Origin of the sequence: Komagataeibacter oboediens (genome assembly GCF_018491655.1) — a bacterium.
Classification (GTDB): Bacteria; Pseudomonadota; Alphaproteobacteria; order Acetobacterales; family Acetobacteraceae; genus Komagataeibacter; species Komagataeibacter oboediens.
In genome coordinates this window covers 437,105-452,418 of sequence record NZ_JABLUU010000001.1, presented here as the reverse complement: position 1 = coordinate 452,418, position 15,314 = coordinate 437,105, and the positions used below count along the sequence as shown (strand labels likewise).

Sequence of the window (15,314 nt, the reverse complement as noted above, 5' to 3'; positions counted from 1 at the left end):
TGCATTATCCATCTGATAAAGATCATTAAACCCGCCAAAAAGGCGGGTTTTCTGCGTTCAGGACAAGGTTGCCGCCATAGCCAAATGCAGCCCTGCCTAACGATTTTGCGATCTCCTGCTGTGCTTTTCCTTACAGTATCCTAACGGCAGGTATGTGTGGGAAAGGGGAAGCCACATGACGCAGACATGGGGGGACTTTCAGGCGGTTGTCCAGCTATCGGCAGGGCTGAATGTTGCTATTCTCAGTTTCGTGGACATCAGTCTGCCCGCCATAAAAGAGCGTCGGCGCGTATTCGCCAAGGCCCAGCAGGAACTGGACATGCATCGGTCCGCGCCGGGCAAGGTGACCAGTGCTGCGCAGCTTGAACATGACTGTCAGGTCGATGAAATGAACCAGAAGCTGTATATGCTGTGGAAGGAATCCTCAGCTTTCAGCAATGAAGAAGATTCCCTGATTCATTCAACAGGAATCCTTGGTTTTCTCGGGGCTGTGCTCAGTATGTTCCTGTTGTGGTATTCCGCAGAATATTACGATGCGATCATTGGCGTGACGGGAAAGGTTGTCATTTCCCTGTCGTTCTGCTCACTGGTCGGGGCCTTCATCATCAATTTCATGACGGCATCGCAGGCCAGCGTATTTACCAAGAAATGCAATGCGATCCGGCAGGAAATGCGTCAGAAACTCTGAAATCCTCAGCTTGTACCGGGGCTGGCAGTGTCGACGTGCTCCTGCTGGAAACCAGCCAGGAAGATCCGTGCGGCCTTGTGAAAACGCGGGCGCATGTTCTGTTCAATCCATGCAGTGCCGGATGCGCAGGCCAGACTCTGCAACATCATGTCGCCGATTGTCATGCCAAACAGCATGTTACTGTATATGTAGATATCGCTGACTTCATAATGGTGCTGACGGACATAACGGTCCAGCCAGCCGGTCAGTACGTTTTCCTTTCCCCCCGCACGCAGGCTGGTCAGGATCTGACGGATATCGGCGGATTCCTGTGATTCGGTAATCAGTGCGCGGATCAGGCTGATACGGTCCGGCCTGAGGATGATGCGGCCAAGGTTCATCAGCAGTTCCGTCAGTTCCTCCGCCGGGTTATCGCGGTAATGACATTCATCCGGCGTGACGTTGAACAGGCGGGTGTTGATCAGGGTATGGAACAGGTCCTGCTTGGAATTGAACATCTGGTAAAGCGTACGTTTGGACATGGCGGAATGCTGCGCCACCTTGTCCATCGACGCAGCATGGTAGCCGCATTGCTGCAGCACTTCGCTGGCGGCATCCAGAATGCGCTCCCGGCGTTCGCATTCCTCCATTTCTGGTGGTCTGCCGGGCCCCCGTCGCCGGTTGTCGCAATCGTGCGGCGCGGGCGTGGGGTCGCCATGTCCATTCTTGCTCATTCGTAATATGCTCCGCCCGCTTTTGTGTGGCCGTGCTGCTTGACCGGCTTATGGAGACGATATAGTTTTCTATTCATTGAAAACCAAATGGTTTCGTTATTTGGCTTTCTTATGGCGGCTATGTGCGGCAAACGACACAGCCGTGATTCAGAAACATTTTTATATATAACGGCCTGCAAGCCGGTTGGTGACCATGATGCATTATTCCCGTGTCGTAGCCCCGGCGGCTCTGATACTTGCTCTGGCAGCGTGTCAGCGGCATGCGCCTCCTCCCAAGCTGCCGCCGCAGCCGGTCAAGGTCGTAACACTCCGGGCCGAGCCGGTAGAAATCCATACGATGCTGCCCGGCCGTACCGAAGCCTTTGAAATCGCGCAGGTCCGTCCGCAGGTCAGCGGCGTCATCCAGCAGCGCTTGTTTGTCGAAGGCACCGACGTGCAGGCGGGACAGCAGCTGTACCAGATCGATCCCCGCGTCTATCAGGCGGCAGTGGACAGCGCGCAGGGCCAGCTGCTGCATGCACAGGGTAACGAGGTCACGACCCGGGCCAAGCTGAACCGCTACGGGCCATTGCTCAAGGCCCATGCCGTCAGCCAGCAGGAATATGATGACGCGCTGGCCGCTGAACGCGCGGCACAGGGCGATGTCCTGAGCGCGAAAGGCCAGCTGGAGCGCGCCACGGTCGATCTGGGTTATACCCATATGAATGCGCCGATTACCGGACGTATTGGCCGTTCCATCCTGACCGTTGGTGCGCTGGTGACCGCCAACCAGACCAACAATGTCGCCATCGTCACCCGGCTTGACCCGATTTACGTGGACGTGAACCTGCCGGCAACCGAACTGCTGCGCTTCAGGCGCGAACTGGCGCAGGGACGGCTGACGCGCGCAGGCGATAACGCCGCCGCCATCACCATCACGCTGGAGGACGGCACCACTTACGAACATTCCGGCCGGATGGAGTTTTCGGAAGTCAACGTTGATGAAGCCACCGCCACGGTTGTGGTGCGTGCCGTCATGCCCAATCCGGATCGGCTGCTGCTGCCGGGCATGTATGTCCATGCCCAGCTGGCCGAAGGCACGGACCCAAGGGCCCTGCTGGTGCCGCAGCAGGCGGTGCAGCGGAATTCCCATGGTGACCCGCAGGTCTGGGTGGTCGATGCCGATAACAAGGTGACGCTGCGTCCCATTACCGTTAGCCAGGCCATTGGGACAGACTGGCTGGTGACGGACGGGCTGAAGGGCGGCGACCGCGTGGTGGTTGAGGGCCTGCAGAAGATTCACTCCGGCGATACCGTGACCCCGGCGGATGTGTCCGCCCCGGCCAAGGCAGGATAAGCCCCCATGTCTCTGTCGCGCTTTTTTATCGACCGGCCCGTTTTCGCCTGGGTGATCGGACTGATCATCATGCTGGTGGGCGGGGTGTCGATCTTCCGCCTGCCCATCGCCCAGTATCCCAGCATCGCCCCGCCACAGATCGCGATTTCGGTCACCTATCCCGGCGCTTCGGCCGATACGGTGAACGATACGGTGGTGCGTCCCATCCTGCAGCAGATGTTCGGGCTGGATCATCTGGAATACATTTCCGCGCAGTCCTACGCATCGGGGCAGATGGAAATCGACCTGACCTTCGCGCAGGGAACCAACCCCGACATCGCGCAGGTGCAGGTGCAGAACAAGCTGCAGCTGGCGCAGCCCAAGCTGCCGCAGGAAGTGACGGCGCAGGGGCTGAGCATCACGAAGGCCGTCAAGAACTTCATGATGGTCATCGCCTTCATCTCGACCGACAACAGCATGAGCGGCGCTGACATCGCCGATTACGTGGCGTCCAACATCTCCGATCCGCTCAGCCGCGTGACGGGCGTGGGCGACCATACGCTGTTTGGTGCGGAATATGCCATGCGCATCTGGCTCGATCCGTCCAGGCTGTACAAATACGGCCTGACGGTGGGCGATGTGCAGACCGCAATCCAGACGCAGAACATACAGGTTTCGTCTGGTGAACTTGGCGGTGTACCCGCCGTGAAGGGCGCGCGCCTGGACGCCACCATCATCGGACCGACGCGCCTGCATTCACCCGAGGAATTCGAAAAGATCCTCCTCAAGGTGCAGCAGGATGGCTCGCAGGTGCGCATCCGTGACGTCGCCCATGTGGAGCTGGGGCCGCAGACCTACAACACCCATTCCTTCTACAACAACATGCCCGCATCCGGCATGGCGCTGAAACTCGCTCCCGGTGCCAACCAGCTCCAGACCGAAACGGCAGTGCGCGAGCAGATCAGGGAACTGGAACAGTTCTTCCCGCCAGGGCTGAAGACCGTCTATCCGCTGGATACCGCACCCTTCATCGTCCTGTCGATCAAGGACGTGATCATCACGCTGATCGAAGCGATCGCGCTGGTGTTCCTTGTGATGCTGGTGTTCCTGCAGAACTTCCGCGCCACCCTGATCCCGACGATTGCGGTGCCGGTGGTGCTGCTGGGCACGTTCGGCATCCTTGCCGCGCTTGGGTTCTCCATCAACACGCTGACCATGCTGGCCATGGTGCTGGCGGTTGGCCTGCTGGTGGATGACGCCATCGTGGTGGTGGAAAACGTCGAGCGCGTGATGACGGAAAAAAAGCTTTCCCCCAGGGAGGCCGCCCGTCAGTCCATGGACGAGATTTCGGGCGCGCTGGTCGGCATCGTGCTGGTGCTGACGGCGGTGTTCCTGCCCATGGCCGCCTTCAGCGGGTCAACCGGTGTGATCTACCGGCAGTTTTCCATCACCATTGTCGCGGCCATGTGGCTGTCGGTTCTGGTGGCCATGGTCATGACGCCGGCCCTGTGCGCCACCATGCTCAAGCCAGGCAGCCACGAAAAGACCGCAGGCTTCGCTGGCTGGTTCAACCGTCATTTCAGCCGCCTGACCAATGGGTACCAGAAGGGCGTGACCCGCGTGCTGGGGCATGCCGGCCTGTCCATGCTGGTGTTTGCCGTGATCACGGTGGGCGTGGGCTGGCTGTTCATGCGCCTGCCCGGTGGCTTCCTGCCCGATGAGGATCAGGCCCTGATCTTCGGGCAGGTCACCATGCCCGCGGGCGCCACGCTGGAGGAAACGGCAGCCGTCAACCGCAAGGTTGCCGACTATATCCTCAAGACCGAAGGTAGGAATGTCGAATCCGTCTATTCCATGAACGGATTCAACTTTGCAGGGCAGGGGCAGAGTGCCGGCGCCTTCTTCATCCGCCTGAAGGACTGGGATGAACGGCCTGCCGCGTCGCAGTCCTCGGCTGCGATCGCCATGCGCATCATGATGCATTTCTGGATGGATCCGGTGGCGCAGATCTTCGCCATCAACCCGCCCGCCGTGCTGGAACTGGGCAATGCCACCGGCTTCGACCTTGAACTGGAGGATCGCGGGCATCTTGGCCATGCCAAGCTGCTGGAAGCGCGGAACATGGTGCTGGGCCTGGCGGCAAAGGACCATCGCCTGACCGCCGTGCGCCCCAACGGCATGGAGGATGCGCCGCAGTTTCACCTGAACATCGACCGTGAAAAGGCGAATGCGCTGGGCATCACCATTGCGGACATCAATACCACCATCGAGGGCGCGCTGGGGTCGATCTACGTCAACCAGTTCCTGCGCGATGACCGTGTGAAGCAGGTCTATATCCAGGGCGAGCCGGATGCGCGCATGATCCCTGATGACCTGAACAAGTGGTATATCCGCAATATCACGGGGGGCATGGTGCCGTTCAACGCCTTCGTGTCCGGTGAATGGATCATGGGTCCGCAGAAGGTGGAGGATTATAACGGCCTCAATGCCTTCGAAATCCTTGGCCAGCCCGCAGCGGGTTACAGTTCGGGTGACTCGATCGCCGCGATGAAGGACATCCTGACCAAGTTGCCCAAGGGCATCGGCTATGAATGGACGGGCCTGTCCTTTGAACAGATGGCGTCGGGCGCTTCCACCGGGCCGCTTTATGCGCTGGCCATGATCGTCATCCTGTTCTGCCTTGCCGCCCTGTATGAAAGCTGGGCCATCCCCTTTGCCGTGCTGCTGGTCATTCCTCTGGGCGTGCTGGGCGCGATTGTCGCGACCCTGGGGCGTGGGCTTGCCAATGACGTGTATTTTCAGGTCGGCCTGCTGACCACGGTGGGGCTGGCGGTCAAGAACGCCATCCTGATCGTGGAATTCGCCAAGGCCTTCTTTGAAAATGGTGCAACGCTGGAGGAATCCGTGCTGGAAGCCGGGCGTGAACGCCTGCGGCCCATCCTCATGACATCCATTGCTTTCGTGGTGGGTGTGTTCCCGCTGGCGATCGCAACGGGGGCGGGGTCGGCCGCGCGTATCGCGATTGGCACGGCCGTGGTGGGGGGCATGGTGACGGCGACGTTGCTGGCTGTCTATTTCGTGCCGCTGTTCTTTGTGGTGGTGCTGCGCCTGTTCCGTGTGCAGCGCATGTCCGAACGGACAAAGGGAGAGTAATGCAGATGACCGTTCTCTCCACATTCAGGCGGGTGACAACGGCTGGCCTCGCGGCGACGCTGCTGGCAGGCTGTACCATGATCCCGCATTACAAGCGTCCTGCCCCGCCACTGGCCACGGCGTGGCCCGCCTATGCCACGACCGGGGACGCCGTGGTGGAAAATCCGCTGGCGGCGGATCTGGGGTGGTCGGAATTCTTTACCGATCCCCGGTTGAAGGCGTTGATCGCCATTGCGATTCGTGAAAATCGCGACCTGAGGGAGGCGGCCGCCGACATCCGCCGGGCGCAGGGGCAGTTTGATATCCAGCACGCCAGCCTGTTTCCCGCCATCAATGGCGGTGGCGAGGCAATATTCCAGGGACCATCGGACGCTGCTGGTCTGAGCTTCGCGCCGGGTCTGGATACCGGGCATCCGCCCATGTTCAAATATTACCAGATGGGCATTGGCGTCTCGTCGTACGAGATCGACCTGTTCGGGCGTATCCGCAGCATGTCGCGGGAGGCCGCGGAACATGCGCTCATGCAGCGTGAAAACGCCCGCGCGATGCTGATCAGCATCATCTCGCAGGTTGCCACAGCCTATATCTCGTGGCTGGGCGATCAGGCGCAACTGCATCTGTCGGACGAGACGATGGCGTCGCAGCAGCAGACGCTGGATATGGTCAAGGCCCGTTTTGCCCATGGTGAAACGGATGAGATGACCGTACGCCAGACCGAAACACAGGTCGCGCAGAGCGGCGCCTTCCGTGATGAATCACGCAGGCACGTGGCGCAGGACGAAAACCTGCTGACGATGCTGATTGGTCAGCCAATTCCCGCCAACCTGCCCCCGGCCCGCCCGCTGGGGCAGCAGACCATCATGCAGGATCTGCCGCCGGGCCTGCCGGCGGATGTGCTGGAACATCGGCCCGATATCATGGCGGCGGAACATGACCTGCTGGCGGCCAATGCGGATATCGGTGCAGCCAAGGCGGCGTTCTATCCCCGCATTACCCTGACGGCATCTGACGGGATCAGCAGCCTGCAGCCGCATAAGCTGTTTACTTCGGCTGCGACAACGTGGGGGGTGTCCCCGCAGTTGCAGGTGCCCCTGCTGAACTGGGGACAGAACAGCGGTAACCTGAAGGCATCGCGCGCCATGCGGGCGTACAAGGCGGCGGCATATGAAAAAACGGTGCAGTCCGCCTTCCGCGAGGTGGCGGATGCTCTGGCCGCACGCGATACCTACCGTGATGAAACCCGACAGATGGACAGCTATGTCTCGACAACGGGCGATGCCTACCGTCTGGCCATGCTGCGGTACAATGCGGGGACGGATTCCTATCTGACATCCCTTGTCTCGCAGCGGAATTATCTGCAGGCGCAGCAGTGGCAGATTTCCATTTCGGTGTCGCGGTACCAGAATCTGGTGACGCTGTACCGCGCCCTTGGCGGTGGCTGGACCGAACATACGCCAACGCCCCAGCCCGCGAAGGGGCAGAAGACCGTGCGCAAGGGCTAGGTGCCCAGTGATATGACCGGCGCATGATGGATTGCGGCCCGACATGCAGGAAGCATGATCGGGCCGTAATCGTGTTTAAGGGAATGAAAAATATAAAAGTTTTCGGGTATCGCGGTCTGGAAACAGCCCTGGGATCACGGGCATGTTCCATGCATGGAATCGCGCAGTAATTCATGAGTAAATTTAAAGAATAACAATAGAAAACCCGCCAGATTCAACACCAATATCAAATGTAAATATTAAATAAATTTAAAAATGCATTAAATAATAAATATATTTCATCATTTAATGGGTTACGAAAAAATGTAAATTTTGTTCTTTCAATATCAAAAATCATCCCATATCTATAATGCATGGCTTCTGGCGCAATATGTTTTTGTTTCGGCGTGCAAGAAGTGCATGAAAGGTAGGGTCTGAACTTTGAATTTACATAGCAAATCCGATAATCAACTGCCCGCTGCCGTGCGTCCCGATGGGAAGTTGCGTATGGTTATTTTCGATTGTGATGGCGTTCTGGTCGATGGGGAATATCTGTCCACCAGCATCATGGCGCAGGAAGCCCGGAAATACGGCTGGAACATTACGGACGAGCAGGCGAACAAACTGTTTACCGGCGGTGAACTGGCCAAGATCCGTGACCGGATCGCCAAGGAAAGCGGCAAGGAACTGCCCGCGGACTGGGACATGCAGGTCCAGAACCGTATCGTCACCATGATGAAAACCGACGCCCAGACCGTGGATGGCGCGGAAGACATGCTGAAAGCCACACTCGATCTTGGTCTGCCGGTGCGGATCGGATCCAATTCATCCATGGCTGAAATGGACGCGAAGTTCAGCAGCACGGGCCTGGACCAGATGCTGGATGAAGACCGCATCCATTCCGGGCGCGACCTGAACATGCCCAAGCCCCGGCCCGACCTGTACCTGTATGCGGCCGAGCAGGACAATGTCCCGCCAGGCAACTGTATCGTGCTGGAAGATTCCGATGCCGGTGCCGAAGCCGCCCGCCGTGCGGGCATGGCCTGCGTGCTGCTGCGTGACCTGTCGCGTCCCGCGCCGCAATGGCCGGGCCTGATCCGCATCGGGCACCTGTCTGAATTCGTGCCACTGCTGCAGCGGATCATGACGAAGCAGAAGCAGGCCGCTGCGTAGGCAGCCGCGACACGGGCGGGGTGGCAGTGCGTTTCAGTCGGTATACCGACCGCTGCGGCCCTGCTTGACGCGACTGCGATGCTGTTTGTTGTCCATCCGCTTCCTGCGCTGCGTGCGTGAGGGACGGGTGGGCACGCGATAGGCCTGTACCGCGCTGGCCTGCGCGATCATGTCATGCAGGCGGGCGACCGCGTCCTCGCGGTTGCGGATCTGGCTGCGAAAGCGCCGGGCCGTCAGCACGATCACGCCATCGCCGGTCATCCGGCTGCCCGCCACGTCGATCAGCCTGTGCTTGATCCGGCCCGACAGGGTGGGGGAATTGCGGGCGTCAAAACGAAGCTGGGCCGCAGTGGCGACCTTGTTGACGTTCTGCCCACCGGGGCCGGATGCCAGTATGTAGGTCACATGTAATTCATCATCGGGTATGATGGGCGGTGACATGGCGGTTTACGGTCCTGTCGGGCGGAAGGTATATCGTAGGCTTATGGGCCGCCCTGCATGGGCGGCATTGCTGTGCTGGCCGTTTGCTATCACCATGCCTGTCGCATGATGACAAGAGCGGAGTAGCACAATCATGAATGATGAGGTGGTCACGGAGCAGTTGCGCAAGGCCCTTGCGCAGGCAGCGGGCGATGCGGCGCAGGCCAAGGTGATGCCCGTGGTCAAGATGATTGCGGCCCAGCAGCTTGTGATCATGGACCTTATGCAGATGCTGGTGGATGCAAAGGTCCTGCATGCGGATGAAATCGCGGCGCACATGCGTCACCATATCGAACATACCGATGCAAAGGACATGGCGGCGCGAACCCTGTTTGACCAGGTGCGTGCCCGTTTCGATTCCGGTATCAAACCCTCCTGATATCATAAGGAAGTGTGCAGATGGCTGATCATCCCCCCGCCCTGCGGGCTGAAATCGCGGCGCTGAAGGCGGAACTGGCGCGTATGCGTGACGAACTGGCCGTGGCGCGCAAGACGATACAGGCGCTTAACCTGCAACTGCGGCGCGAGCAGACGCGCCCGCCCACGGCGCGCTAGCCCGGGCGCATGACAAGGTATGTCCATCATGAATGAAGAACGCGATGCAGCCGGTCGGGCTGTGGTCTATCCCACCGTCAGTTGCGGGGCGGAAGCCGTGCAGGATTCCATTGTGGTCATGGACCTGTTCATGGCGACCGCGCCCGAACACATGCCCAAGGGCAACAGGCGCGTGGTGACCGTGCTGCCACCCGAACTCGCCCTCAACCTTGCCGAACAGCTTCGCAGTGCTGCCGAGCGCGTGCAGGCGGCCCGAAAGACCGGGTCAGGGGCCGCTGGCCCTGCGTGACAGGCCGCGCATGCCGGCGTAACGCAGGTTGACCGCCGCCGTGCCGCCCTGAATGGTGGGAATGGCCATGGTATTGTCCAGTGCGCTGCGCATGGCCTTCTGTGATGCCATGTGGACGATGCCAATGGGTGCATGGGGAAAGAACAGATTGGCCAGTTGCCCCGTGCGTTCATCCAGCAACCACGGGCCAAGGTAATTGTGACTGTTGTCAAGGAACGTGACGGGCTGGTCATCCACATACACTGCCAGCGCCATGCAGAGCTGATCCTGGGTGAAAGCCATTCCGCGACGGGGCAGGATCCGGGCCTGCCACCGGCGCAGTACGGGCCAGATCGTAGCATTGCGGTGCAGGCAGAATACCCCGGCATTCAGCAGTGGCTTTGCACCAATGCGCGTGCGGATATGGAACGGCAGGCGGGCACGGCTGGCGTTCTTATATAGAAAGGACCGGATCTGCATCCACCCCGGACAGATCCAGCGCACCCCCAGCAGGTTGGCGATCTTGGCACCGATTTCCGGCACGATGGCCAGCGTGCCGCTTTCCCCCGCGGCGAACATCTGTTCAAGCGCCCGGCCATCCTGCACCCATGTATCGGCATCCAGCCACAGGATCAGGTCGAATTCCGGTAGCATCTGGTCCAGCCACAGCTTGCTTATGTTGATGGCAAGGCTGGGCCGTTTCCTGACAGCCCGTTTCGGGGCGTAGTCGGGAATATGGGGTGTGATGATCCGAATGCCCCGCGCCGTCAGTTGCGCGACCTGGTGTGGCGTCATCCCGCAGTCGATGACCCCGATGGGGGTATCGGCATGATCGCGTACGGACGCGATCAGTTCGGTTACCAGATGGAAATAGGCGTGATCGCATCCGGTTACGATAATCCGGCGGCTGGTCGCGGGTAGGGGAGCACTGGGCGGTGTCATGCCCGACATCATAGGGACAAGCCGGGAAGGCGGAAATATCCCTTTGTTATGCCTTTACGTCGGGGGTGGCCAAAAGGTAGCGCGCAGTCAGTTCAGGATGGCGGAACGCCATGATGCCGCGCAGGCTTTCATGGGCGGCCCATGCATCATTTGTGGTGCGTGAATTACCATGCATGCGGTAGCGGCACAGGATTTCGGGTACGTAGCCTGCTTCAAAGCCATGGTCGATGAATTTCAGCCAGAAATCATAATCTTCCCAGCCTTGGTCAATATGGCTGTAGCCGTCCACGTCAGCCCATGCCTGCCGGCGGATCAGGGCCATGACATCAACGTAGTTTTCCCGCGTCATCTGCGCGGGGTCCCATATGTCGGCCGACCCGATACGCTGCTCCCGGTCGAAATATTCCAGCTGACAGTACGTGGCATCAAACCCGCCATCGCGGGCTGCTTCATGCAGTCGGGCGATGGCGCGGGGGTAGATGGTGTTATCGGCGTCTATCACGAACACGAACGCACCCATGGCATGCCTGAAGGCTGTGTTCCGGGCGGCGGACGGTCCCTGGTTACGGGTATGCACGATCAGGGTGCAGCGCCAGAAACGCTGGTGGTTTTCTTCCATCCACGCAGTAATCAGGGCGACGGAGTCATCCCTGTCCGAATGGTCGTCCACCACGATCAGGTCAAGGGGTGCGTGGGTCTGTGCGGCGATGGCGTCCAGGGCATCGGTAATATAGTCGCCATAATTGAAATTCGTGACGCACACGCTGACCAGATCCAGCGGTTTCTTGCGACGGCTGCGGAAGGTGAACGCGGTCTGGCCCGTGGCCATCCATGGGGCGGTGATGCTCATGTTTCCGGCGTGCTCCATACATGCGAAATGAACCCGCGGATCCGCGCGCAGCGGGCCCGGTTATGGGCGGGGGTATCGATGGCCCGCATGGCGTTCAGGCGTACCTCTTCCGCCTTTGCCCGACCATCGGGCGTATGCAGCAGCCATTCGATCAGGTTGGGGATATGGCGGCCGCTTTCTTCCAGGAAGTGTTCATTGGGGCGAAAGACCGGATGCGGCAGGCAGGGTTCGGAGACGACCACACTGCCATTGGCCATCGCGCCCTTGACGATGCGGTGCCATTCAAAAAAACCGTAGTCGTCGCGGTGGATGTTCAGCGCGATGCGTGAATGTCCCGCCACGTGGGACGCCAGACGCGACAGCGGGTTATCGCGGGGGCTGCTGTCTATCGGCGTAGTGAACTTGCGATAGTAAAAGTAATTGCGGAACTGCGCGAAGAAGGCGGCATTGCGGGCAAAGAAGGCCTCCCGATGGGTCGAGGCGCCGCCAAAGAAACTGATGTCCAGCAGCCGGTCGGCAAACGGCGTGTTCCGGTCCGGGCGCCTGCGGCATGCAGGAGGCAGAATCCGCACCATGGCGTGCTGCATGTCGCTTTGGTGCAGGTACGTGGTTTCAGTGCCGATATTGGGCGTGAAATGGATGGCGGGCAGCCCGGCCTGCCGGAAGCTTTCCGCCATCTGGTGGCAGATGTCGATGACGCCCGCCGCCATGAGCAGGAAGGGAATGCCGCGTTCGAACCATAATGTCTGGGGCTGTTCGGTGTTGAACATGATCGCGTCACGGATAATCGCCCCCGTGGCCCAGTCCTGCCCCCGTCCCAGATGGAAGAATTCATGCGGGGCAACAAAAATGCACAGTTCAGGCCGGGTGTCGGGATCGCTGTTTTCATCCAGCAGGGCGCAGTTCAGTCCTGCATCGCACAGAGTTGCGTGCAGGTCGGATGCGATTTCATGAATGAAGACATTGCCGTTGGAATTGTAATAGATCCCGATACTGTCAGGTACCGCGCCGTCAGGGACGATATAGTCCGCATCATCCAGCCCTTTCGCTACGCACAACGCGCCAAGGGTGCGCGAGACATGCAGTGCGCCGAAAATGCGTCGGCCTTCCGGCACGCCATACAGCAGGGCATGTTCGGCCATGTCGGTTGTCGCGCGTTCAAGGTCGCGGTTGATGTCATGGTACAGGTCAGGTTCAAAAAACGGGAGCTGTTCCAGTGTCCGTGCGCCAACGCTCAGGTCTTCCAGGTGGAAGCGGGGCAGCAGCCCGTGATGGGCGATATGACACCCCCCATGCGTCCTGATGAAATGGATGAAGGGATTGCGGTTGTCCGCACCAGCATCGGGATACTGGCGCAGGTATGACGCGGGACGGAAATTGCGGTTGGGCTGGCGTCCTTCCCGAAAGCCATATTTGATGTAGTGGACTAGGGGATCGATTTTCGACCCGGCGACATCCCGATGGACCGAAAGGTAGAAATCAGCGTCGAACAGACCTGATTCCTTTACTGTTTCAAGGTCCTGTTGTTCGGTCGGGGTCAACGTCAGCAGCGGGTCCGCGGGCACTGTCTTTACCTTGGCTGAGGCGGGAAGGAATAACGGGCGGCAATGCCGCCTGTCGGGCGTGCACACACATTCTGCTAGGGGAGATCAATTAATAATTGATTATCCCGCAGGCTTATTTTCAGTCAGGAGTGCAGGTAAGGCAGGGGATGCAGGACGTATCCTGTACCAGCGTTACATAAATCACGCCGTGTCCTGCACAGGGCATGGGCGCGTTATCCTGCACATGGTGCGGATTGCCCCGTCTCGGCGCTGGCATGATCCGCGAGCAGGGCGAAGGCTGCTAGATGACAATCAGGCCAAGGGAGATGGCCTTGAGTACGGTGGTCACGCGGTTGGTGCAGTCCAGCTTGCGCTGTGCGTTCTTGAGATGGAATTTGACGGTGTTCTCGTTCAGCATCAGCCGGTCCGCGACCTCCACGGTGGTCCTGCCATTGGCTACCCATGACAGACATTCGCACTCGCGTTGTGTCAGTGCGGGTGGCTGGGGTTCGGGTGGCGTCGTCAGGCGGCAGTACTGCTGGTAATACTGCATGGCCAGCATTGTCAGCACGACCTGCATGCGTGGTGATACCATTTTGCGCGCAAGCTGTCCGAAATTGACCAGAAAGACCGAGCCATCCGGCCCATGGATTGGTACGACGAACCCGTCATGTATGCCAAAGTCATGCATGTCGGTCACCAGCGCCTTTTCCTGCTGTTTCACCGGGTCACATGCATGCCATCCAAACCCTGTGGCACTGGTCATGGCACGGCGCAGCACCGGGTCCACCCGCCCGTATTCGCTGCCCATGTAATGGCGGGTCCACGATGTAGGATAACTGGATGTCGTGGGGCGCAGGCCGCCGGGCTGGAACTTCTTTATGATGCCCGCGACACAGTAAAAATCCCCGATCAGGCTGACGGCTTTATGGAACCGGGCGGCCAGTTCATCCAAAGTGCGGGTGTTCAGCATGGCCTCAAGCGTATCCATGGCCATGCTGTCAAAGAGATCGCGATTCAAAAAAACGTATCCTGTATCAATGTCGTTATGAATTGCAGCGGGCGGAAAATATCATATTCACAGATAATGTACCATATATGGCAGAAAATGAACAATAATAATGACCAGTAACATGCCCATTCTGGCGACAGGTTACTTTGATAAATTATTAAAAATCACTATAATATCATTTAGTTAAATAAATGTTATTTATATAATAAATATAAATTAAATGTATATATTTGTGATCCTTCCGGAATGACCTATTTGACGCGGAGAATACCTGTGAAGTTGTCGATCTGGTCAGGATGGATGTCTGGACAAAAGATGGAAATGCTATCATAATTATATGTATTAAGTTTATATTTATTACCATCATTATTCATGATATTTTATAAATATTTATATTTTTATTATGATTTTCATTGTTAAATATTACCATGTCTATTCATGATGTTCACTGCACGACGCAATCCATAAATCCGGAAAACGTTTTTGGTGAAGCTTTTTCCAAAAAGCTTCGAAATAGATTGCTCCCTATGAAAAGCAATATCTGAAAACATTTCTCTTATTTATCGATGGATTGTTTTCAGGTTCTCTCTCATTCCAACGCTGCCCGATCAATGTGATGCTCAATACAGGCACAGGCGACGTTTCATCCGTGACCTGCGGCCTGATGGATAAGGGGAACTGTGTCTTTCGGTTCAGGTGGAACGGCGACAGGTACCTGACAATGCGGTTGCGATGCCACGAATGGCCCGGTTCATCATGAAGTGCCGCGCGTAAGGCGGAGGCAGCGCTTACAGCCGGTCCGTATGACGCACATCTGCTGCGTTTGCGGCGGCGGTTGGTACGGGATGGAATTGCTGCGTTGCAGGTGGCGATCGTGGTTTTCCTCGGTCTTGCTGGAGACTGCCCTGCCTATCATCTGTAGCGATGGGAATCCGTTGGCAGCCCATATGTCAGCAGGACCTTCCAGCAAGATAGTGTGCCTGCGTGAGGTCGTATCGGGCGCTGTGTATCGCAATTGGGGATAGCCGCATGATCCGATGGGGCGTCATGCGCCGCGGCGGGATTTCCGGGCGTATGAGCCGGATTTTCCTGCGTGCAGGTCTGTCCGGCTTCAGTCTGTCAAGGTATTATCAATCATAA

The 15,314-nt window shown here is 58.4% G+C and carries 14 protein-coding genes; 8 read left to right on the top strand and 6 right to left on the bottom strand.

The features are described 5' to 3' along the window. Positions 1-175 precede the first annotated feature (175 nt). On the top strand, positions 176-688 hold the full coding sequence (locus HNO79_RS01950) for a hypothetical protein (RefSeq protein WP_010516060.1): 513 nt from the start codon (positions 176-178) through the stop codon (positions 686-688). A gap of 5 nt (positions 689-693) precedes the next feature. Here HNO79_RS01950 and HNO79_RS01945 read toward each other — a convergent pair whose 3' ends face one another. Continuing rightward, the gene (locus HNO79_RS01945; protein ID WP_244987392.1) at positions 694-1,401 is read right to left on the bottom strand and encodes a TetR/AcrR family transcriptional regulator; all 708 of its coding nucleotides are present in this window, start codon (positions 1,399-1,401) and stop codon (positions 694-696) included. Between the two features lie 193 nt (positions 1,402-1,594). Between HNO79_RS01945 and HNO79_RS01940 the strand changes: the two genes are divergently transcribed. The 4 genes from HNO79_RS01940 to HNO79_RS01925 all read left to right on the top strand — a co-directional run bounded on the left by HNO79_RS01940 (position 1,595) and on the right by HNO79_RS01925 (position 8,523). Next, positions 1,595-2,737, top strand: a complete 1,143-nt coding sequence (locus tag HNO79_RS01940) for an efflux RND transporter periplasmic adaptor subunit (protein ID WP_048857114.1) — start codon at positions 1,595-1,597, stop codon at positions 2,735-2,737. 6 nt (positions 2,738-2,743) lie between these two features. Then, entirely contained in the window at positions 2,744-5,869 is a 3,126-nt protein-coding gene (locus HNO79_RS01935) for an efflux RND transporter permease subunit (protein ID WP_010516064.1), read from the top strand. After that, a complete protein-coding gene (locus tag HNO79_RS01930) occupies positions 5,869-7,371 on the top strand; it encodes an efflux transporter outer membrane subunit (RefSeq protein ID WP_010516065.1) in 1,503 nt (500 codons plus the stop codon). Before HNO79_RS01935 ends, HNO79_RS01930 begins: the two co-directional genes overlap by 1 nt. A 486-nt stretch (positions 7,372-7,857) precedes the next feature. Then, positions 7,858-8,523, top strand: coding sequence for an HAD family hydrolase (locus HNO79_RS01925; RefSeq protein ID WP_010516066.1), 666 nt, complete (start codon positions 7,858-7,860; stop codon positions 8,521-8,523). A gap of 33 nt (positions 8,524-8,556) precedes the next feature. Here the strand turns inward: HNO79_RS01925 and arfB are convergent, their stop codons facing one another. Then, entirely contained in the window at positions 8,557-8,964 is a 408-nt protein-coding gene (arfB, locus tag HNO79_RS01920; RefSeq protein WP_048857104.1) for an alternative ribosome rescue aminoacyl-tRNA hydrolase ArfB, read from the bottom strand. A gap of 133 nt (positions 8,965-9,097) precedes the next feature. Between arfB and HNO79_RS01915 the strand changes: the two genes are divergently transcribed. From HNO79_RS01915 to HNO79_RS01905, 3 genes are read left to right on the top strand one after another with little or no spacing between them, the layout of a single operon-like run. Continuing rightward, positions 9,098-9,382: a hypothetical protein gene (locus tag HNO79_RS01915; protein ID WP_010516068.1), complete on the top strand. Its 285-nt coding sequence runs from the start codon at positions 9,098-9,100 to the stop codon at positions 9,380-9,382. A 20-nt stretch (positions 9,383-9,402) separates the two neighbouring features. Further along, positions 9,403-9,558 carry a hypothetical protein gene (locus tag HNO79_RS01910; RefSeq protein WP_167335758.1) on the top strand — a complete coding sequence of 52 codons (156 nt, stop codon included), beginning with the start codon at positions 9,403-9,405 and terminating at the stop codon, positions 9,556-9,558. A gap of 28 nt (positions 9,559-9,586) precedes the next feature. Beyond that, positions 9,587-9,847, top strand: a complete 261-nt coding sequence (locus HNO79_RS01905; protein WP_029329703.1) for a hypothetical protein — start codon at positions 9,587-9,589, stop codon at positions 9,845-9,847. Here HNO79_RS01905 and HNO79_RS01900 read toward each other — a convergent pair. The 4 genes from HNO79_RS01900 to HNO79_RS01885 form a co-directional block, all read right to left on the bottom strand. Next, positions 9,824-10,780: a glycosyltransferase family protein gene (locus HNO79_RS01900; RefSeq protein ID WP_214164247.1), complete on the bottom strand. Its 957-nt coding sequence runs from the start codon at positions 10,778-10,780 to the stop codon at positions 9,824-9,826. The two genes, HNO79_RS01905 and HNO79_RS01900, sit on opposite strands and share 24 nt — an antisense overlap. 34 nt (positions 10,781-10,814) lie before the next feature. Beyond that, positions 10,815-11,618, bottom strand: coding sequence for a glycosyltransferase family 2 protein (locus HNO79_RS01895; RefSeq protein WP_214164248.1), 804 nt, complete (start codon positions 11,616-11,618; stop codon positions 10,815-10,817). Next, complete coding sequence (locus tag HNO79_RS01890; RefSeq protein ID WP_010516074.1) at positions 11,615-13,183, bottom strand: hypothetical protein; 1,569 nt, start codon at positions 13,181-13,183, stop codon at positions 11,615-11,617. The genes HNO79_RS01895 and HNO79_RS01890 overlap by 4 nt, the downstream gene beginning before the upstream one ends. Positions 13,184-13,463: 280 nt before the next feature. Then, complete coding sequence (locus HNO79_RS01885) at positions 13,464-14,183, bottom strand: helix-turn-helix transcriptional regulator (RefSeq protein ID WP_214164249.1); 720 nt, start codon at positions 14,181-14,183, stop codon at positions 13,464-13,466. Between the last annotated feature and the right edge of the window lie 1,131 nt (positions 14,184-15,314).